Origin of the sequence: Amycolatopsis sp. NPDC049868, from assembly GCF_044461365.1 — a bacterium.
Lineage (GTDB): Bacteria > Actinomycetota > Actinomycetes > Mycobacteriales > Pseudonocardiaceae > Amycolatopsis.
In genome coordinates, this window is record NZ_JBITKV010000006.1 from 103,047 (window position 1) to 122,336 (window position 19,290).

16 protein-coding genes are annotated in these 19,290 nt (G+C 68.3%); 6 read left to right on the forward strand and 10 right to left on the reverse strand.

Annotation, left to right across the window (positions count from 1 at the left end; all coding sequences use genetic code 11):
- Positions 1-816: a response regulator transcription factor gene (locus ACIBTM_RS24905; RefSeq protein ID WP_395879508.1), complete on the reverse strand. Its 816-nt coding sequence runs from the start codon at positions 814-816 to the stop codon at positions 1-3.
- A gap of 107 nt (positions 817-923) precedes the next feature.
- Here ACIBTM_RS24905 and ACIBTM_RS24910 point away from each other — a divergent pair, with 107 nt between their 5' ends.
- Positions 924-2,573 carry an AMP-binding protein gene (locus ACIBTM_RS24910; RefSeq protein ID WP_395879509.1) on the forward strand — a complete coding sequence of 550 codons (1,650 nt, stop codon included), beginning with the start codon at positions 924-926 and terminating at the stop codon, positions 2,571-2,573.
- Here ACIBTM_RS24910 and ACIBTM_RS24915 read toward each other — a convergent pair.
- Positions 2,530-4,599, reverse strand: a complete 2,070-nt coding sequence (locus ACIBTM_RS24915; protein ID WP_395879510.1) for an AMP-binding protein — start codon at positions 4,597-4,599, stop codon at positions 2,530-2,532. The two genes, ACIBTM_RS24910 and ACIBTM_RS24915, sit on opposite strands and share 44 nt — an antisense overlap.
- A 255-nt stretch (positions 4,600-4,854) precedes the next feature.
- Here ACIBTM_RS24915 and ACIBTM_RS24920 point away from each other — a divergent pair, with 255 nt between their 5' ends.
- Entirely contained in the window at positions 4,855-5,580 is a 726-nt protein-coding gene (locus ACIBTM_RS24920; RefSeq protein ID WP_395879511.1) for a flavin reductase family protein, read from the forward strand.
- Here the strand turns inward: ACIBTM_RS24920 and ACIBTM_RS24925 are convergent.
- On the reverse strand, positions 5,511-8,060 hold the full coding sequence (locus ACIBTM_RS24925; protein ID WP_395879512.1) for a P-loop NTPase fold protein: 2,550 nt from the start codon (positions 8,058-8,060) through the stop codon (positions 5,511-5,513). The genes ACIBTM_RS24920 and ACIBTM_RS24925 overlap by 70 nt on opposite strands.
- Positions 8,061-8,165: 105 nt before the next feature.
- On the opposite strand from ACIBTM_RS24925, the gene ACIBTM_RS24930 reads away from it, so the two are divergent.
- Positions 8,166-9,416, forward strand: a complete 1,251-nt coding sequence (locus ACIBTM_RS24930) for an MFS transporter (RefSeq protein WP_395879513.1) — start codon at positions 8,166-8,168, stop codon at positions 9,414-9,416.
- On the opposite strand, the gene folE is transcribed toward ACIBTM_RS24930, so the two are convergent.
- The gene (folE, locus tag ACIBTM_RS24935) at positions 9,406-10,002 is read right to left on the reverse strand and encodes a GTP cyclohydrolase I FolE (RefSeq protein WP_395879514.1); all 597 of its coding nucleotides are present in this window, start codon (positions 10,000-10,002) and stop codon (positions 9,406-9,408) included. The two genes, ACIBTM_RS24930 and folE, sit on opposite strands and share 11 nt — an antisense overlap.
- Before the next feature lie 136 nt (positions 10,003-10,138).
- On the opposite strand from folE, the gene ACIBTM_RS24940 reads away from it, so the two are divergent.
- Positions 10,139-10,855, forward strand: a complete 717-nt coding sequence (locus ACIBTM_RS24940) for a helix-turn-helix transcriptional regulator (protein WP_395879935.1) — start codon at positions 10,139-10,141, stop codon at positions 10,853-10,855.
- Positions 10,856-10,860: 5 nt separating this feature from the next.
- Here the strand turns inward: ACIBTM_RS24940 and ACIBTM_RS24945 are convergent, their stop codons facing one another.
- Positions 10,861-11,313 carry a carboxymuconolactone decarboxylase family protein gene (locus ACIBTM_RS24945; RefSeq protein WP_395879516.1) on the reverse strand — a complete coding sequence of 151 codons (453 nt, stop codon included), beginning with the start codon at positions 11,311-11,313 and terminating at the stop codon, positions 10,861-10,863.
- 73 nt (positions 11,314-11,386) lie between these two features.
- A complete protein-coding gene (locus ACIBTM_RS24950) occupies positions 11,387-12,763 on the reverse strand; it encodes a cytochrome P450 (protein ID WP_395879517.1) in 1,377 nt (458 codons plus the stop codon).
- Between the two features lie 91 nt (positions 12,764-12,854).
- Here ACIBTM_RS24950 and ACIBTM_RS24955 point away from each other — a divergent pair, with 91 nt between their 5' ends.
- The gene (locus tag ACIBTM_RS24955; protein WP_395879518.1) at positions 12,855-13,451 is read left to right on the forward strand and encodes a TetR/AcrR family transcriptional regulator; all 597 of its coding nucleotides are present in this window, start codon (positions 12,855-12,857) and stop codon (positions 13,449-13,451) included.
- Here ACIBTM_RS24955 and ACIBTM_RS24960 read toward each other — a convergent pair.
- Together ACIBTM_RS24960 and ACIBTM_RS24965 are read right to left on the reverse strand one after the other, a co-directional pair.
- On the reverse strand, positions 13,369-14,163 hold the full coding sequence (locus ACIBTM_RS24960) for a glycosyltransferase (protein ID WP_395879520.1): 795 nt from the start codon (positions 14,161-14,163) through the stop codon (positions 13,369-13,371). The two genes, ACIBTM_RS24955 and ACIBTM_RS24960, sit on opposite strands and share 83 nt — an antisense overlap.
- Positions 14,164-14,166: 3 nt before the next feature.
- Positions 14,167-14,796 carry a class I SAM-dependent DNA methyltransferase gene (locus tag ACIBTM_RS24965; RefSeq protein ID WP_395879521.1) on the reverse strand — a complete coding sequence of 210 codons (630 nt, stop codon included), beginning with the start codon at positions 14,794-14,796 and terminating at the stop codon, positions 14,167-14,169.
- Positions 14,797-14,927: 131 nt separating this feature from the next.
- Here ACIBTM_RS24965 and ACIBTM_RS24970 point away from each other — a divergent pair, with 131 nt between their 5' ends.
- On the forward strand, positions 14,928-15,272 hold the full coding sequence (locus ACIBTM_RS24970) for an MmcQ/YjbR family DNA-binding protein (RefSeq protein ID WP_038512763.1): 345 nt from the start codon (positions 14,928-14,930) through the stop codon (positions 15,270-15,272).
- Between the two features lie 630 nt (positions 15,273-15,902).
- On the opposite strand, the gene ACIBTM_RS24975 is transcribed toward ACIBTM_RS24970, so the two are convergent.
- On the reverse strand, positions 15,903-17,156 hold the full coding sequence (locus tag ACIBTM_RS24975) for a DUF222 domain-containing protein (RefSeq protein ID WP_395879522.1): 1,254 nt from the start codon (positions 17,154-17,156) through the stop codon (positions 15,903-15,905).
- Between the two features lie 192 nt (positions 17,157-17,348).
- The gene (abc-f, locus tag ACIBTM_RS24980; protein ID WP_395879523.1) at positions 17,349-18,968 is read right to left on the reverse strand and encodes a ribosomal protection-like ABC-F family protein; all 1,620 of its coding nucleotides are present in this window, start codon (positions 18,966-18,968) and stop codon (positions 17,349-17,351) included.
- Positions 18,969-19,290: the final 322 nt, after the last annotated feature.

Consider the following 19,290-nt stretch of genomic DNA (forward strand, 5'->3'; position numbering starts at 1 on the left):
TCAGGGGAGCAGGCCGGCGCGCCGCGCGTGCGTGACGGCCTGCAGCCGCGAGCTCGCGTCGAGTTTGCGCATCGCGTCCCGCAGGTAGCTCTTGACCGTCTCCGCGGTCAGGCCCAGCCGGTGCGCGATCTCGGCGTTCGTCAGCCCGAGCGCGACGAGCGAGACAGTGTCCAGTTCCCGCGGCGCGAGACGCAGCGCCGGGGAAACGACGCCGGTGAGGTTCTCGCACACCTCGTCGAGGCGGTCACGGAGAACGCCGTCGCCGATCTGGCCGGAGAGCGCCCGTAGCTCTGCGTAGACCTCGCGAAGGCGTTCGCGCGGCGCGGCCTCCTCGTGGTGTGCGGCCAGCGGCCGCGCCTCGGCCAGCCGCTTCTCGATCTCGTCCTCGACGGCCAACGTCTGTTCGAGATCGCGTGCCGCGTGCAGGGCGGCGGTGATCGTCCGGTCGGAAAGGGCCGCCTCGTCGCGCAAGCCGCCGTAGAGCACGGCGCGGACGCGGCGGCGGACGACGACCGGGATGGCGACCACCGAGTGGATCCCCTCGTCGCGGACCGGCTCGTCGTAGTCGTGACTGATCGTGGTGGCGCGGTGGTAGTCGTTGGCGACCACCGGCCGGGTCAGCGCGAGGGCCTTGCCGCCGAGGCCGCAGCCCGCGTGGACGGACAGGCCGTTCAGCGCGGTGCCCCGGTTGCCGAGGAACGCGGTCAGCCGCATCCGCGGTGAGGTGCCGGCGATCCCGGCGAAACCGACCGGCAGGCCGGTGTCCCGGCGCAGATCCGAGACCGCGCCGAGAAGCTGGGCGTCGTCGACCGGCATCGGCTCACCCTCCTTGGTGATCCCCCTCGATCGGGGGTGGTGAGCGGGCCGGGCCCGCCCGCACGATTTCCGGAACTGTACGCCTTCGAAAGGTCCCGGGAGAAACGATGACCGAAGCTCACGTCCGGCGGTTGCTCGAGGTCTACGACGACGAGCGGGCCAGTGCGGCGAAGCTGTTGTGCGACCGGCACCCGGCGGAGGCGGTCGCGTTCACCGTGGTCGAGGCGGATCTGACCAGCGTGGACCTCACCTACGGCGAGCTGCGTGAACGGTCGGAACGCTTCGCCGGGGCGCTGCTCGGCCTCGGGGTCGGGCCAGGGGACCGGGTCGCGACACTGATGGGCAAGTCGGCGGAGCTGGTCGTGGCGCTGCTCGGGATCTGGCGGCTGGGCGCGGTGCATGTCCCGCTGTTCACCGCCTTCGCGCCGCCGGCCATCGCGCTGCGCATCACCGGCAACGACACGAAGGTCGTCATCGCGGACGCCGGTCAGCGCTCGAAGCTGACGCCGTCCGCCGATCTGCCCGCCGACCCGTCGCGGCGGGTCGTGGTGGTCGGTGACGGCGAGGACGGCGACCTGTCGTTCCGCGAGCTGCTGGCCGGCGCCGCGCCGCTGCCGGGGGCCGCGGAGACCGGTGGGTCCGGGGTCCTGGTCGAGCTGTTCACCTCCGGGACCACGGGGATGCCCAAAGCCGTCCCGATTCCCCTCCGCGCGCTCGCGGGTTTCCAGGCGTACCAAGACTTCGCACTCGACGTCCGGGCCGACGACGTGTTCTGGAACGCCGCGGACCCAGGCTGGGCCTATGGTCTGTACTACGCGATCATGACGCCGCTGGCGACCGGCAGGCGGAGCCTGTTGCTGCACGCGGGTTTCTCGGCGGAACTGACCTGGGCGGTGCTGGAGAGGTTCGGCGTCACCAACTTCGCCGCGGCGCCCACGGTGTACCGCGCGCTCCGGAACTCGCCCGCTCCGGTGCCGGACGGCCTCCGGCTGCGGCACTGTTCGTCGGCGGGCGAACCGCTGACCCCCGACGTCCTGGAGTGGGCGTCGTCGAAGCTCGGCGTCGGCGTTTACGACCACTATGGACAGACGGAACTCGGCATGGTGGTCGGCAACGCGTGGCATCCGGACCTCCGCTCGGAGGTCAAACCCGGTTCGATGGGACGTGTCCTGCCGGGCTTCGCCGTCGAGGTTCTCCGAGAAGACGCCGACGTGGTGGCCGAACCGGGAGAACGCGGACGCGTCGCCGTGGATCTCTCGGCGAGTCCGCTGGTGTGGTTCCGGGGCTACCGCGACGCACCCGAGCGCACCGCCGCGCGGTTCAGTCCCGACGGCCGTTGGTACTACACCGGCGACGTGGCCGCCAAAGACGAGGCCGGTTACCTGACCTTCGCGTCGCGGGACGACGACGTCATCCTGATGGCGGGCTACCGTATCGGCCCGTTCGACGTGGAAAGCGTTCTGCAGCGGCATTCGGCGGTGGCCGAATGCGCCGTCATCGGTGTGCCGGACGAGCTGCGCGGCGAGGTGGTCGTGGCGTACGTGGTGGCGCGAGACGGCGTCCCCGCCGACGCCGCACTGGTTTCCGAACTACAGCAGCTCGTGAAGACCCGGTTCGCCGCGCACGCCTATCCGCGTGAGGTGCTTTTCGTGCCGGAGCTGCCCAAGACACCCAGCGGGAAGATCCAGCGATTCCTCCTGCGGGAGCGGCACGCTACTGATCGATCGGCCAGGTTTCGTCCCTCAGCAACCGTTTGAGCACCTTCCCGGTCGCGTTCCGGGGCAGCTCCTCGACGAAGTACACGTCCCGCGGGACCGCGAAGCGCGCCAGCCGGTGGTGGATGTAGGCGCGGACGTCGTCCGCGCTCATCCTGGCGCCGCGTTTCGGGACGATGTACGCCGCGAACCGTTGCCCGAACTCGCGATCCGGCACGCCGATCACGGCGGCTTCGTGGACGCCGGGCAGGGCGACGATGGCCTCCTCGACCGGGCGGGGGGACACGTTCTCCCCACCGGACACGATCATCTCGTCCGCCCGGCCGGTGACGAAGAGACGACCGGCGGCGTCCTGATAGCCGACGTCGCCGGTCGCCATCAGGTTCTCCGCGCGGGGCACGCTGGCGCCGTCGGTGTAACCCTCGAACAGCATGTCGTTGCCGACGAAGATCTGTCCCTCCCAGCCCGGCGGGACCCGGTTGTGGTCGTCGTCGAGGATGGCGACACGGGTGCCGGGCGGGCAGCGGCCGGCGGTGGTCGGCGCGGCGCGCAAGTCTTCCGGTGTGGCGATGCTGGCCCACGAAACCTCTGTGGAGCCGTAGAAGTTGTAGAGCACGTCGCCGAAGGTGTCCATGAACTCGGTGACGATCGTGCCCGGTAGCGCGGATCCGCTGCTGGCGACGATCCGCAGTGAGGACAGGTCGTAGCGCGAACGGATCCGTTCGGGCAGGTCGAGAATGCGCTGCAACATGATGGGGACGGCGAACAGCACGCCGCACCGGTGTTCGGCGATGGTCCGCAGGATCTCTTCGGCGTCGAACCGGCGGATCAGCGACAGCGAAGCCCGCACGGCCATGCCGATCTGCATCCCGGCGAGTCCCCAGCTGTGGAACAGCGGCGCGGCCACGACGAAGCGGTCTCCGGAATGGAGCGGAATGCGGTCGAGCATGGCGGCCGACGTCGACAGTCCCTTCGGCGTCGGACGGCGTGCGCCTTTCGGGGTTCCCGTGGTGCCCGAGGTGAGGACGACGAGCCTACCGATCCGGTCCACCGGTTTGAGTTTGGTGGCAGGCACCCCGGCGATCAGCTGATCGATCGTCGGGTAGCCGTTCTCGGTCTCCGGCCAGGTGGACAGCCGCAGGAAATCGCCGGGGATGTCGGCGATGACCCGCGAGAACTCGTCGTCGGCGAGTACCGCGACCGGTTTGTGCAGCCCGATCACGTCCGCGACCGCGCCGGCGGACAGACCGGTGTTGAGCAGGATCGCGTCCACGCCGAGTTTGCTGCACGCGATCAGTGACTCGACCATCGTGGCGTGGTTGCGGCACAGCAAGGCGATCCGGTCACGGGCGCGCACGCCGCGGGCAGCCAGCGCGTTCGCGAGCTGATTGCTGCGGTCGGCAGTCTGCTTGAACGTCCGGACGTTGCGTTCGTCGTGCAGCGCGACTTCTTCGGGTACGCGGGCGGCGTTGGCCGAGTAGCCGCCCGCGACGGTGGCGCCCCACTGCGAAAGCGAGGTGAGCTGCCGCGCGATCTTGTCCGGGCGCGCGGCGGCGAGCACGCCGGCCTTGAGCAGCGTGCTCGCCGTGTGCAGTGTGGTGGCCTTGGTGTGCGCAGGTTCGTCCTGGGGCGACGCCGCCCGGCCCGAAAGGTGCAGATCGATCCGCCTGGCCGCCGCGCGGACGGTGCGTTTGAAGGACGCGGCGGATACGAGAGGGGAGTGCGGCGCCGGAAGCATCAGCTGCGCGAGGAGTTCCGTGCCGCCGCCGGGAGCCTGCCGCAGTTCGACCGAGACCCAGATGCCGTCGTTCTCGACGCCGCACCACACGACGTGTTCGCCCGGCCGCCAGACCCGGGCCTCGATGTCGCCGACGACGAGCGTTCCCGGCCGCGGTTCCAGCCGGGCAAGGCATTTCGGGCCGCGCCCGCGCTCGGCGGGGCGCTGGATCTCGCACCAGCTGATCTCCGCGACGAACCTCGAGTAGGACTCGGGATCGCCGATGACTTCCCAAACCTGGCCGGGGGGATGCCCGAGAATCGAGCTCGCCTGGACCACATCGTCTCGCATGCGATTCGCCTCACCACGCGCGTTCGGGTGTTGACCGGGCCCTGCCGGCGCCTCCTTCGTCGATCAAGTTCGGCGAACCTACCAGCAATCGGCCGAACGCAATACTCCGAACGATCGCGGGTTCGCGTCCGCCCAACGGAACCATCTCGGAGAAGGGTAAGTGTTCGGGCGGCGCGACGCCGTCCGCCGACGGTGTTGATCGCGACGTCCGATTCACGCCAGCCTCCGGCACGCGAGGCGGCGAAGCTGACGAACGTGACAGTTTCCACGACGGCGGCCGAGGCCGCGCACACCCGTATCGAGCCCGGAATCCTCTACTTCGGCACCCCTGTGGTGCTCCTCTCGACGGTCGACCAGGCGGGTACACCGAACCTGGCCCCGATGTCGTCGGCGTTCTGGCTCGGCTGGCGGGGCATGCTCGGGCTGGGCGCGAAATCCAAGACGGCGCAAAATCTCATGCGCAACCGTGAATGTGTTCTGAATCTCCCTTCCGACGCGCTGGCGGCCGCCGTCGACAGGCTGGCGCTGACCACCGGGTCGGATCCGGTCCCGTCCCGCAAGTACGAGCGTGGCTACCGGCACGAACCGGACAAGTTCGCCCGTGCCGGGCTCACTCCGGTCGACTCGGAGACGGTCCGGCCGCCCCGCGTCGCGGAATGCCCGGTGACGATGGAGGCCGTCGTCGAGGCCGTCCACCCGCTCGCCGAGGACGATCCGAAACAACGCGGTGGGGTGCTCGTGTTCGAGGTGCGCGTACAGCGCGTCCACGTCCACGACGACGTGCGGATGCCGGGTACCGAAGACCGGATCGACCCCGACCGGTGGCGGCCGCTGATCATGAGCTTCCAGAAGCTGTACGGCCTCGGCCCGCAGGTCCATCCGTCGACGCTGGCGAAGATTCCGGAGCGGCTCTACCGCGGGCCTGACATCGAGCGGTCGCGGGCGAACGAAAACCGGTTCACCAACGGCAGCCAGCGCTGATAGGACCCGGCCAGCAGCGGCCACGCTTCGCCGGACAGGCCGCGTTCGAGCTTCGGCCGCAGTTCGTGGTCGTTCATCGACGACACGATCTCGAGAGCGCTCTCGCCGGGGTCCGTCGCGTCGAGGTCGGCGAACCACCGGACGGCGCCCGGATGCCCGACATGGACCGCGAGCAGCACCAGTACCGCGCGGAACGGCGCCTCGCGGTCGCCGTCGGAGAGGAATCCGGCCAATTCCTCTCCGGCGAAGCGTGCTCGTAGCAGGCGGTACAGGTTCAGGAGCCTCTTCGCGGCCCGTGGGGACCGGATGAACGGGGCCAGCGTCGGCAGGAAGTCCAGTTCCGTCGAAGAGATCACCAATCGAGGAGGGCGGACGTCTATTGTGGACTGTTCGGACGACGGTCGCGGTGCTTCCGCGCGAGGACGGGAAACGACCGCCACCGGAGAGCGGTCGCCGGTGGCCTGATCCGTTCCGGCGGGTGCGGGCGCCGGGGTGGAATCCTGGATCTCGGTTTCGGCGAGCCCGCGCACGAGCCCCGCGAACGCTGGATCGTCCATGGGGGACAACGTGAACGGCACTTGGAAGATCTTCTCGAGGTAGTTCTCGGCGAAGGCTTCCGGATCATCGCCGAGCATCTCCTCGTAGTGCTGCTCCACGGCCTTCTTGAGCCAGCGGGAGTCGACACCCACCACTACGACGAACACCGGCAACGCCAGCAGGAGATGAATGGCTTCGAGGACCTGGACGACGACCTTGGGCGGACAGCGGTCGAGATCGTCGATGTAGAGCACGGTCCGTTCGATCTTCCCCGCACCGTGGGGTACCTCGGCGAGCATGGTCGCGAACGTCTCGAGATCCTTGCGCAGCAAGGAGACCACGCCCAGATGTTCGACGTAGTCCGAGACCCGGGACTCGGCGAACGACACCAGGTCCAGCCCGGGAGCGAGCTCGGCGACGGCCTTTTCGAGCCGGTCGGACTCGGCGTCCAGTTCGGCCAGCCGCTGCTCGGTCTCTTCGTCCTCTTCGGACGGACCGCCGAGTTTGCCGAGCGCCTGATGGATCCGGTCCGCGCTGGCGCGCATCCGCAGGACGACGGTCAGCGCGGAACTCACCACCGTGAGCCCGCCGAGCACGCCGGACACCTGCGACCGGCCGACGAGCAAGGTGACCACCAGGACCGTCACCAGCCCGCCGATCAGGACCAGCAACGGAACCGGATCCTGCCGCAGGCGACGCCAGAACTCGGCGACGTCCGAACGCAGTCCGCCGGTTTCCTGCGCCAGTCGTTCGAGATCTTCGGCGGTCGGCCGGTCTGCACCGATCCTGGACGCGATCCACGCCTTGTCCGCGTCGGTGAGGCTGTCGAACACCGCGCGGACGTACTCGCGCGGTTTCCGTCGCCTGCGCTTCGCTTGTTTCTGCTGTGCCGTCAGGGTTCTGCGTTCGAGCCGGACCGCGCTGAGCCTGCCGAGCAGGGTCTTCTCGGTCTCGCGGCGTTCGGCGAGCAGGTCGGCCTGGCGCTGAAGGTCGTTCTCGGCGCCGCTCGCGGCGAGGTTGTCGAAGATATGCGTGGCGAGGCTGGCGAGCAGGTTGGCCTCGCTGTAGTGCCAGGCGTTGAAGCTGATCTGACGGACACTCGAACAGTAGGAGGACACGGACTTCCCGTGCGCGCCCGCCTCGGTTTCGGCCGCCAGCGCGGAATCGGCGAGCTCACGGACGCGCAGCCGCATCTGGCGCATGAAGAAGCTCTTGCCGGAACCCCAGCTGCCGAACAGGCCGATCGACAGGGGAGGGGTGATCATCCGGGAGACCACCAGGTCGGCGAGCATACGCACGTCGGTGCCGATGCCGAGGCGGTCGACGCCGTCGTCGGTATCGGGCCGGTAGTCGGCGACGTGAGCGGCGAACGGATCGGGGACAGACGCCACGGAACTGGCAGGGCTTCGCACCGCGATGTCGTCGACCGTGCGGATGGGGCCTGCCCCGGGAAACATCTGCTCGGCGCGCATTCGTTCCTGGGCGGAGAGGTCTCCTCGGAGCCGGAGGACCTTGGGCTGAAGAGCATCGATGGCCGCGCGTAGGCCGAGGTGGTCGTAATTGCTTTCACCGACGAGGCCAAGAACTCGCCGCTGGGGATTCTTCTTCAGCCAGGCGCCCATCGCGGCTGAGGCGTTGAGAAGAGTCTGGGGCAGTTTCAGATCGAGCCAGAGCACCGCCGGACCGTTGCGTGAATCCGCGGTGAGCTCGTCGATCTCCGGCTCCACGAGCAGTTCTGTTCCGGCGTATGTCGCGGTCAAGGCTTCGAAGGCCGATCGCCGCGCGCCCGAGTAGATCTCGTAGACGACGAGAGTGAACGGTGCGGTCAAGAGCGCCTCGATGAGCTGCTGGTCGATGTCCCGTGGCAAGTAGGGGCCCGGTTTCGTGCCCGGTGCCTTGTTCATCAGCAGAATCGACGGATCGACGTCGCGCACCAGCACCACTCGTGCTCCCTCCCAAGGCGAACGGAGGGGCAGTCTAGAGGGGCGGGTACTCAGCTGCGGGTGAAACTCCGCATCCGCTCGGTCACCGATCAGTACGTTGGTCGTATGACGGGGGAGCGGCTCGACGGCAGATACGTGAAACTCTGGGCGGCGAGTACGACGTCCGCGCTGGGCAGTGGTCTCGCGACGGTGGCGGCGCCGTTGCTGATCGCTTCCCGCACCGACGAGCCGCTCGTGGTCTCCGGCGGTTTCGCGGTGGCGTGGTTGCCTTGGCTGCTCTTCGCGCTGCCGGGCGGGGTGCTGGCCGACAGGGTGGACCGGCGGAAGCTGATGATCACCCTCGACTGGATCCGCGTACCCGCCGTCGCGCTGCTGGCCGTCGCGATCACGGCGGGGAACGTCGGCATCGCCCTGCTGTACGCCGTCCTCTTCGTGATCAACGCGTGTGAAGTCGTGTTCCGGACGGCGGGCGGGGCGATGTTGCCCGCGATCGTCCCGAAGTCGTTGCTGGAGCGGGCGAACGGGCGGCTGTACGCCGGGACGACGCTGGCCCACGGCATGCTTTCCGGTCCGCTGAGCGGATTCCTGTTCGGCGTCGCGGCGAGTATCCCGTTCTACGTCAACGCCGGCACGTACGCGGTCAGCGCCCTGCTGCTCGGGCTCATCGCGGGCGCCTATCGGTCGCGCCCCGGCGACGATCCCGGCGAGCCCGCCGCGCGGCGCTCGATACGGGCGGAGGTGGCCGAGGGATTCCGGTGGCTGGCCGGTCAGCGCCTGCTGCGGACCATGGTCGGGCTGATCGGCATGCTGAATCTGACGCTGGTTGCGGCCACCTCGGTGCTGGTGTTGCTGGCGAAGGAGCGGCTCCAGCTGGGTGCCGTCGGATACGGCCTGCTCTTCACCTGCATGGCGGTGGGCGGGCTGCTCGGCTCGGTCATGGGCGACCGGCTGATCGCGTGGTGCACGCCGACCTGGACGCTGCGGATCGGGCTGCTGATCGAAGCCGGGACCCATCTGGTGCTGGCGACGAGCACGAGCGCGCCGGTGGTCGGGGTGACGTTGTTCCTGTTCGGGGTGCACGGCGCGCTGTGGGGCATCGTCGCCAGCTCCCTGCGTCAGCGGCTCACCCCGCCGGACATGCTCGGCCGGGTCGGCAGCACCAGTCTGTTCATCATCGCTGGCGGCAACTGCGTCGGCGCGTTGCTCGGTGGCGCGGTGGCGTCGAAGTTCGGGCTGACGACGCCGTACTGGGCCGGTTTCGTGGTGGCTGTGATGGTTTCCGCGCTCACTTGGCGGGTGTTCGACCGCGCGGTGGTCTCGGCGGCCTACGCGGAAGAACCCGCCGTCAGCCGTTGATACCGGTGAGGGCGAAGAACTCACTGCGCGAACGGGCGTCTTCGCGGAGCGTGCCGAGCAGGGTGGAGGTGACGGTGCTCGACCCGACGGCTTGGACGCCGCGCAACGTCATGCACGAGTGCTCCGCTTCGATCACCACGCCGACGCCACGGGGTTCGAGCTGCTCCTGGAGCCAGTCGGCGACCTGCTTCGTCAGCCGCTCCTGAACCTGCGGACGGCAGGCGAAGTGCTCGACGATCCTCGCCAGCTTGGACAGGCCGAGGATCCGCTCGCCGGGCAGGTAACCCACGTGCGCGACGCCGACGAACGGCAGCAGGTGGTGCTCGCAGACGGATCGGACCGGAATCCCCCTGGCGAGGACGAGTTCGTCGTAGCCCTCGTCGTTGGGGAAGGTCGTGAGGTCGAACGGCCTGGGGGTGAACAGCTCGGCGTACGCGCGCGCCATCCGGCCCGGTGTGCCGCGGAGACTCTCGGAGTCCAGTGAGATGCCCAGCGCGGTGAGGAGATCGGCGGCCGCGGCCTCGGCGGCCGCCAGATCCGGTCCCGGCCCGGTTTCGTGCACGACGCGCAAGGCGGGAGTGGACATTGGGCCTCCTAGGCTGGACGCGATCCCCAGTGGTTATTTAACCAAGACTTTTGGGTGTTTTTCCACCCGCGGGCTCATCGTACATGGTAGATCTGTGATCCAGGGTGTTCCGCCGGTTGAGATAGGCGATATCGTGGTGTACGTGACAGTGCCCGACCCGGACGGCCTCGACGCCCCCTCCATCGCCGCGGTGGCGGCGCTCGATGACGACCTCCGTCGCGGCATGTACGCCTACGCCCGCCGCGCGCGGCGCCCCGTCACCCGGGACGAGGCGGCGGCCGCGGTCGGGATCTCCCGCAAGCTCGCCGCCTTCCATCTCGACAAGCTCGTGGCGGCCGGGCTGCTCAGATTCGGTTTCGCGGCGGGCCCGGTGGTGAAGGTGGGGCGCAGGCCGAAGGTCTACGAACCCGTCGACCAGTCCATCCAGGTACAGCTTCCCGTCCGGCGTCACGAGGTCCTGGCCGGCATCCTCACCGAGGCCGTGCTCGCCGAAGGGTCCGGTGAGACGGCACGGGAAGCCGTGCGCCGGGTCGCGGGGGAGCGTGGCTTCGCGGCGGGCGAGGAAGAACGTGCGCGGACGCGGCCCGGCAGGCTCGGCGCGGAACGCGCGCTCACCGTGGCCGAGGGGATGCTTCGCCGCTACGGCTTCGAACCGAGCCGGGACAGCAGGACCTGCGTCCGGCTGCGGAACTGCCCGTTCCACCCGCTGGCCGCGCAGGCCCCGGAGCTGGTCTGCGGGATCAACCAGGCTTTCTTGGCCGGTTTCCTGAACGGCGTACGCGCCGGGAACGTGGAAGCGGCCCTCGTTCCCGGCGCGGCCGAGTGCTGTGTGGAGCTGCGGCAGGCCGAATAGGCCGATCAGGCGGCGCCGGCGATCTGCCGCGTGGCGACGTTGAGCCGGTTCCAGGTGTTGATGGCGGCGATGGAGAGGACCAGGCTCGACAGCTGCTTTTCGTCGTAGTGACGAGCGGCCTCGTTCCAGACCGCGTCGTCGACCGGGTCGGCCCGGTCCGCTATCCGGGTGATGGCCTCGGCCAGCGCGAGCGCCGCGCGTTCCGCGTCGGTGTAGTAGGCCGTGTCACGCCACGCCGCCACGGTGAAGATCCGCTCGTCGGATTCGCCGGCCTTGCGCATTTCCTTGGTGTGCATCTCAAGGCAGCCGCCGCATCCGTTGATCTGGCTCGCGCGGACGTGCATGAGGTAGTGGGTGGTCTTCGGGACACCGGTGTCGCCGGTCGATTCCGCCAACGCGATCAGGGCCTTCAGCGTGGCGGGGTTCGACAGGGCGGGGTTCGGGATTCGGGTTTCCATACCGTGCTGACGGATCCCGGAGCGGAGATGTGACCTACCAGGGCACGGTTTCGCCATACCGCCTGCTCAAGGCTTAGGCGGGCACCGACGCCCGATCGCGGAGCGAGACCTCCAGCTTGAAGCCCTCCGGCTTGAGCGTCAGCAGCTCCTGCACCTTCAGCCGATAGGACGGGTCGCTCCGCAGGTCGTACCGGCTCAGCAGCATGCCGAGCACCAGCGTCGCCTCGTGCAGGGCGAACTGCCGTCCGATGCAGGCACGCTCGCCGGTGCCGAAGGGCTTGTAGACATGCGCCGGCCGGGCGCGATTGCGTTCCGGGGAGAAGCGGTCCGGGTCGAACGACTCGGGATCGTCTCCCCAGACGGGGTCGCGGTGCAGCGCCGGGATGAGGACCAGCGCCCACTGTCCCTTCCGCATCGGGTACTCACCGCCGACGACGGTGTCCACCTGTGCTTGACGTGCGAACGCGGGCGCCGTCGGCCAGAGCCTGAGTGCTTCGTCGAGCACACGCCGGACGTAGCGGAGCTTGGCGACCTCCTCGTAGGACGGATCCGGGTTCTCGCCCCAGACCTTGTCCACTTCGGACTGTGCGCGGGCCAGGACGTCCGGGTGGCGGGCGAGGTAGTACAGGGCGAACGACAGCGCGCCCGACGTGGTTTCGTGGCCGGCCACGAGGAAGGTGATGATCTGGTGCCGGATGTTGTCCTCGTCCAGCGCGGCGCCCGTGCTCGGCTGCGTGGTGTTCAACATGAGCCCGAGCAGGTCTTCGGTGCTCGGATCGTTCCGGCGCGCCTCGATGACGTCGGCGACGACGGAGTGGAGGAACGCGAGGTCGGCTTCGTCGCGCTGGTTGGCTTTGCGGCTGAGGAGCGGGCCGATGACCGGCGGCTGGATCGCCTTCCGCTGCGCGTGCCGCAGCGTGCGGACCATCGCGGCGACGAACGGATGCGGTTCGGCACGTTCGAACGACGAGAAGCTGTAGCCGAAGCCCGTCCGGCCGATGGTCTCCAGCGTCAGCTTGGTCATGTCGTCCGCGACGTCGACCTCGCCGCCGCTGTCCCATGTGTTCAGCAGTTCGCGGGTGATCGCCAGCATCGTGGGGTGGTAGCGCTGCATGGCGTTGCGGCTGAACGCGGGCGCGAGGATCTCGTGCGCGCGCCGCCAGTTCGGCTCTTCGTTGTGCGCGGTGAACAGCCCGTCACCGCCGAGCGGGCGGAGGTTCGAGATCGCGGGGGTGACGTGCTTCGCGAACCGTTTCTCGTCGGAGAGATCGGCGACCATCCCGGCGCCGTGGACGAACACGATGCTCCGGCCGAACACCTTGCGCTCGAAGACGGGACCCAGCTCGGCCGCGTGCCGCATCGAGTCCTGGACCGGCGTCTTCGGCGAAACGCCGAGCACGTCGCCGATCAGGGGGATCCGTCGCGGGGGATGGGGGAGAGCGGTGGACATCGAGCCCCTCCAGGGTGAGCGCTGTTGAACCGGCATCCAATAGCGAGCGTGGCCTGCTACTGAACTCGTGTCAAGTAAGTACGATGCCCAGATGGCGTCGAGTACTTCCGGGAAGTCCCGCAGCAGGCTGACCACCGCCGAGCGGCGGGAACAGCTGCTGCGGATCGGCGCCCGCCTGTTCGCGGAACGGCCGTACGACGACGTGTGGATCGAGCAGGTCGCGGACATCGCCGAGGTGTCCCGGGGGCTGCTCTACCACTACTTCCCGACGAAACGGGACTTCGTCACCGAAGTCATCAGGGCACAGGGCGAACGCCTGCTCGAGATGACCAAATCCGATCCCACGCTGCCGGTCGAGGAGCAGCTGACGGCCGGCCTCGACGCGTATCTCCGCTATGTCGAAGCCAACGAGGACGGGTACCGGGCACTGCATTCGGGCACGTCCATCGCCGTCGACGGCGTCCGTGAGGTCCTGGACAACAACTTCGCCGAACAGGGGCGTCGCATCCTTGAGGTGCTGTGCCCGGACGGCGAGCCGCCGGAGGCCCTGCGGGTGCTCGTCCGCGGTTGGCTGGCGTTCGTCGTGGCGGTCTGCCTCGACTGGCTCAAGTACCGGAGGCTGACCCGGGACGAGATCCGGGATCTGTGCGCGAAGGCGTTGCTCGACCTCGTCGACCTGCCAGCATGACCTCGGCGCGTTCCTCGATCAGCCGCATCCGCGCGAGCCGCTCGCCGTCGTCGTTGTGCGCCGCGGATCTGGTGACCTGGCCGGACCACTTCCGGTAGAACATGCCGCACGTGGCGATGAAGTAGCCGTCCGAGCAGGCGTTGGCGGCGAGGATGAGCCCGGTGTCCTCCGACGCGGGCAGCGCCATCCAACCGCCCAGGTCCAGCAGGAGGTCGCGGCGGATGCACAAGGTCCCGGCCACCACCGACGACACGTAGTCGTTGCGCTGCCAGTACCGCAGGATCGCGCCGCGCTCGATCCGTCCCTCCGCGGGATCGCTGTCGACGCCGGCCGTGGTCCCGTCCGGGAGGAGGTCGAGAACGCGGCAAGTGGTCCAGCCGATCACAGGATCCCCGAGCGCGGCGATGTCCCGAGAGAGCGCGCCGGGCGCCAGGAGGTCGTCCGCGTCGAGGGCTTTGATCAGCTCCCCGGAGGCGCGGGACAGGGCCATCATCCGCGCGACCCCGGGACCGCCCCGGCGGCCCGAGCCTCGCCGCACTCGTTCGTCCGCGGGGAGGACTCCGTCGAGCAGGCCGGTCTCGCCGTCCTCTTGCACCAGCCATTCCCAGGTCCAGTCCGGAGGGAGTTCCTGCGCGGCGAGGGATTCGTACGCCTCGGTCAGGTACGGCAGGCTCGGCGGGTGGACCGGGGTGATCACGCTGACGGTCGGCATGGATCAGGCCGGGCGTCGAGCGGTGATCAGGAGGTGTTCCTCCGGCGGGGTCCCCGGTTCGTCCGCGGTGAAGATCTCCGAGTGGGTGCCGGTGACCTCCAGCCCGGCCGCCTCGACCCGCCGGACGAGGTCGTCCGGCGCGAAACTGGTCTCCAGAAAGGTGCGGCCGAAGAACTCCGCCGGCACGTCCTCGGCGTCCCGCGGAACGGTGACCAGCGCGAAAAGACCACCCGGGACCAGCCAGCGCGCGATGTCGGCGAGCACGGCTTCGGTGTCCTTGCGCGGCATCTGGAGGAACGGGAAGAAGGCGCAGACGGCTTCCCAGCTCTCGGGCGGCGAGGCCCATCCGCGCACGTCGGCGTGGACGAAGGTGGCGGCCGGAACCTGCTCGCGGGCGATGTCGATCATCACCGTCGACACGTCGAGCCCGGTCACCCGATGGCCTGCGGCGGACAGATCCTCGGCGACCGGCTTGCCGGTACCGCTGCCGATGTCGAGCACCCTCGACGACGGCGGCAGGGTGCCCAGCAGGTGCCGCACCGCCTTGTCGACCGCCGGAGCCCGCCCGAAGACGTCTTCGTAGTCGGAACCGATGGCGTCGAACAACTCCGCCGCGGTGACGGGTCGGTCCATTTCGCAGCTCCCCGGATCGAGTGGATCTCCCTCGGGCGAATCTACCGGTCCCTCGGATCGGCGTCCCGCGTCCTCAAAGGATGTGGCCGTTTAGACTGGGGCGGACGGAGTTCCTGGGGTTTGGGGTACGGATGAGCGTGTCGAGTGACGAGTTCCACCGGATGCTGAAGACGCTCGCCGACGTCGAGCGCTCCGACGCGAAGGAGTGGGAGTCGTTCAGCGTGCGCGGGAAGCGGTTCGGCTACTACTGGCCGCGGACCCAGACCGTCGGACTGAAGCAGACCCTCTCGGAGCAGGAAGCCCTCGTGGCCGAACGGCCCGACGTCTTCGAGGTGCAGTTCACGGCCGGGGGATTCGGCTGGGTGGTGGTCTACCTCGACGGCATCGAATCCGACGAGCTCACCGAATTGGTCTACGAGGCGTGGCGGCTTTCCGCTCCCGAGGAACTCGTCGCTCAGGTTCCGCCGCCCTGCTGAGCGTTACCGCATTCGTGTGTTGACGCGCGTCACTCTTTTCGTGGGGAACGTTTTCCGGGTCGTGGCGTTGTAGAAGGTGTCGGTACGGATGGTGCCCCCGGGCCTCACCCTTCGCCTTCACGGAATACCGGTTCGGCCGGAGCCATGTCGTGCCTTTCGCCGAGAGGCGGCCCACCGTATCGGCCTTTGCTCCCGCTTCCGCTCGCAGGTAACCCCCAGGCCTTCGCTGAGCGGGAGCGGGTCTTTTTCGGATTGTGTGTAGACGCGGGTCACATCGATTCGGGCCCGTCGCCGGGGAACATTTCGACCGGTGGTGCGTTGTAGAGAGTGTCGGTACGGATGGTGCCCCCGGGCCTCACCCTTCGCCTTCACGGAATACCGGTTCGGCCGGAGCCGTGTCGAGCCACTCGCCGAGAGGCGGCCCCCGTACCGGCCACAAACTCCCGCTTCCTGCTCGCAGGAACCCCCAGCCTTCGCTGAGCGGAAGCGGGACCATTTCTTCGGCGGGCCGTGTGGACTTCCCTGTCGGTCGGTGGACTGTGTGGATTTTGGGACGTCAGATGTCCCAAAATCCACACGGTCCACCGCCGGGCATAACGAGGAGCCCGTCGCCGACGGGCTCCTCGATGTTCAGACGTGATGCAGGGTGTTACGCCGGGGTTGTCGGAGCGGGTCCCGGTATTGGGGCGGGATGAACTCCGGTAACCCATCGGCCGCCATCCGTACTTTCCAATCACCGTGGTGAATCAGCCGGTGATGGAAGCTACAGAGCAGGACCAGGTTCCGGAGATCCGTCGGACCCCCGTCCGCCCAATGCTCAATATGATGGGCGTGGCAATTCTTGGGTTTCCGATGGCAGCCGGGAAACGCGCAACCCCCGTCGCGAATGTTCAACGCCCGGCGCTGGCCTGGCGTGACAAACCGTCTCAGCCGCCCCAAATCCAACGGTTCACCCGCAGCGCTCATCACGACCGGCAACATCAAACAGTCACAGGCCGCCAGTCGGGCTTCCCGGGCGGTCATCGTCCCCACAAAGTCCAGGCAGGCGGTGCCGAGACCGGACTTCAACTCCTCAAGCCCGATGGTGACGTGCACCAACGTGCGGTAGCCGCTGGTTCCCGGCTGGTCCGGGCACGCGACCGCCAAATCGAGGAGGTCGGCCCAGGCGTCGCCCATGCGCTCACACTTCATCCGCAAGTCCGCCTGGCCGAATTCGTCGACTGGCCGCGGCTGGGCATACGCTTCCAACGCGGCCGCCGTCCGGGCCCCGGTCTCATCGTCCAGGAGGCCGGTCAGCTTCCAGAACCCGTCCTTACGCCGCTCCAGGGTGATCTCGCGGCGCGGTTCCTTCGGCTCGGGGTCTTTGGGTTCGTTGCCGTCGGGGTTCAACCAGCCCTGCAGTTTCGCTTCGGCGTCTGCGAGTTGGCGGGGTCCGGCGTTCGGGGCAAGGTCGGCGAGGATCTTCTCCGCGCTCTCCCGATCCTCAGCAGAGGTGTCGGCGGGGAGGTTTTTCAAGATCTCCAGGATCTGATCGATCCGCTCATCCCCGACCAACCCCTGAGCGGCGACAGCGGCGGTCGCGGGAGCAACAGGCGGAACCTCCGTGCCATCCAAAGCCCGCGTCGGATTCAGGGCGATGGCCCGCTTGACGATCGGGCCCGCCTCGCCGCGTGATAGTCCCGCGATCTCGGCGAGCCAGCTCGCCGTACTGCCATGCCCGTACAAGTCTTTGACGCCCCGATCCTCGATCTCCGCCAGAAACCGCCCCAAACAAGCGGTCGCCACCCGGATCACCTGCAACGACTGCTCCACGCCATGCGCAAGCTCCAGCTTGCCAGCGCGCCACAGCTCCTGCGGCAACTCGGGAAGGAAGGTCTCGGACACCCCTCCATAATACCGCAATTCCGTCGAACACGTGTTCGTAATTCTAAGCAACAATCAAAACGCGCGAACAACACTGAAGGGTGAAAGTGGTCATTACCGAAGCGGTAAGGGAACCGAGAAGACGAGCGTGAAGGGCTCGGCGGCATCGCCGACCGAGCCACTCACGCCCCAAACGACCGACCCGGCAATGAATCAAGACTCCAAGAGCGCCCCGTCTGTCAGCCGCACCCGCCGATCCACCTTGATCTCCTTCAGGAATCGCTCATCATGGCTCACCACCACGAAAGCCCCCTGATACGCCCCCAACGCGCTCTCCAGCTGCCCGACGCTGACCAGGTCCAGATTGTTCGTGGGCTCGTCCAGCAGGAGCAGTTGTGGCGCGGGTTCGGCGAACAGGACGCAGGCGAGCGTGGCTCGCAGACGCTCGCCGCCGGAGAGCACGCGGACGGGAAGCTGGCTTCGCGCGCCTCGGAACAGGAAGCGGGCGAGGAGGGTCATTCGCTGCGACTCGGGGAGGCTCGGGGCGAATGTCGCGAAGTTCTCGGCGATGGTTCGGTCGAGGTCCAGGAGGTCGAGTCGTTGGGACAGGTACGCGATCCGGCCTTCCGCCCGCTTCAGCACGCCGCTGTCCGGCGTGAGGTCGCCGTTGAGCACCCGCAGGAGCGTCGACTTCCCCGTGCCGTTCCCGCCGGTCAGCGCGATCCGTTCGGGGCCGCGGATCGTCAGGTCGACGCCGTCGCCCGCGAAGACGTTCCGGTCGCCGTAGCGGACCTGGATGTGCTCGCCGTGGAACATCGTGCGCCCGGCGGGGACGTTGGTGCCCGGCAGGATCAGCGCGATCTTGTGATCGTCACGAAGGGAGCGTTCGGCTTCGTCGAGGCGGTTCTTCGCGTCGCTGACGCGGGCCGCGTGCGTCTCGTTCGCCTTGCCCGCGGACTCCTGGGCGTTGCGTTTCATGGTGCCGGCGAAGAGCTTCGGCAGACCGGCGTTGCCCAGGTTGCGGGCCGCGTTGCCCGCGCGCCGCGCCGCTCGTTCGCGCGCCTGCTGCATCTCCCGTTTCTCGCGTTTGACCTCTTGCTCGGCGCTGCGGACGTTGCGTTCGGCGACCTCCTGTTCGGCCTTGACGGCCGCTTCGTACTGGGTGAAATTCCCGCCGTGGTACCGAAGATCGCCGCGGTCGAGCTCGGCGATCCGGTCCATCCGGTCGAGTAGTTCCCGATCGTGACTCACCAGCAGCAGGCAGCCGGACCAGTCTTCGAGCACGCCGTAGAGCTTGCGGCGGGCGTCGAGGTCGAGGTTGTTGGTGGGTTCGTCCAGCAGCAGGATGTCGGGCCGTTTCAGCAATTGGGCGGCCAGGCCGAGGGAGATGATCTGCCCGCCGCTCAATGTCCGCAGGCTCCGGTCCAGCGCGATGCCGTCGAGGCCGAGCCGGTCGAGCTGCGCGCGGGTGCGTTCCTCGATGTCCCAGTCGTTCCCGATGGTGGTGAAGTGCTCGTCGCTCGCGTCGCCCGACTCGATGGCGCTCAGCGCCGAGAGTTGCGGTGCGATGCCCAGCACCTCGGCCACGTTCAGGTCGGCGGTGAGCGGCAGCGACTGCGGCAGATAGCCGAGGACTCCTTGGGTGGAGACGGACCCGGACGCCGGCCGCAGCTCGCCGGCGATCAGTTTGAGCAGTGTGCTCTTGCCGGCCCCGTTCGGCGCGACCAGGCCGGTGCGGCCTCCGGGCACGGTGAAGGACAGGTCGTCGAAGACCGGGGTGTCGTCCGGCCAGGCGAACGACAGGGCGGATACGACGACGAAGGCGTCTGACATGGAAATGACCTCGTGAAAGACAGCGGGCGCCACAAGGCTGCACCGCGGTGGACGTGGCTTCGAGGGGACGACAAGGTGGCCACGTCGGCGTCAACGCCGGTGGCCTGCCAACTCCGGCTCACCCGGAGATGTCGTCTTCACCTGCCACGTCTGGTCTCCCTGTTCGTCGATCAGGTCCGCCCCCACGATAACAAGACCTGCCGGGACACGGCCACCGCAATACCGCCGGGGTGACGGTGCTCCGATACGACTTCCGCTTTGTATTCGGCTTTTCGCCACGATTCCCGATAGCCGGTAATCGTGTGATGTGGATCATATCAAT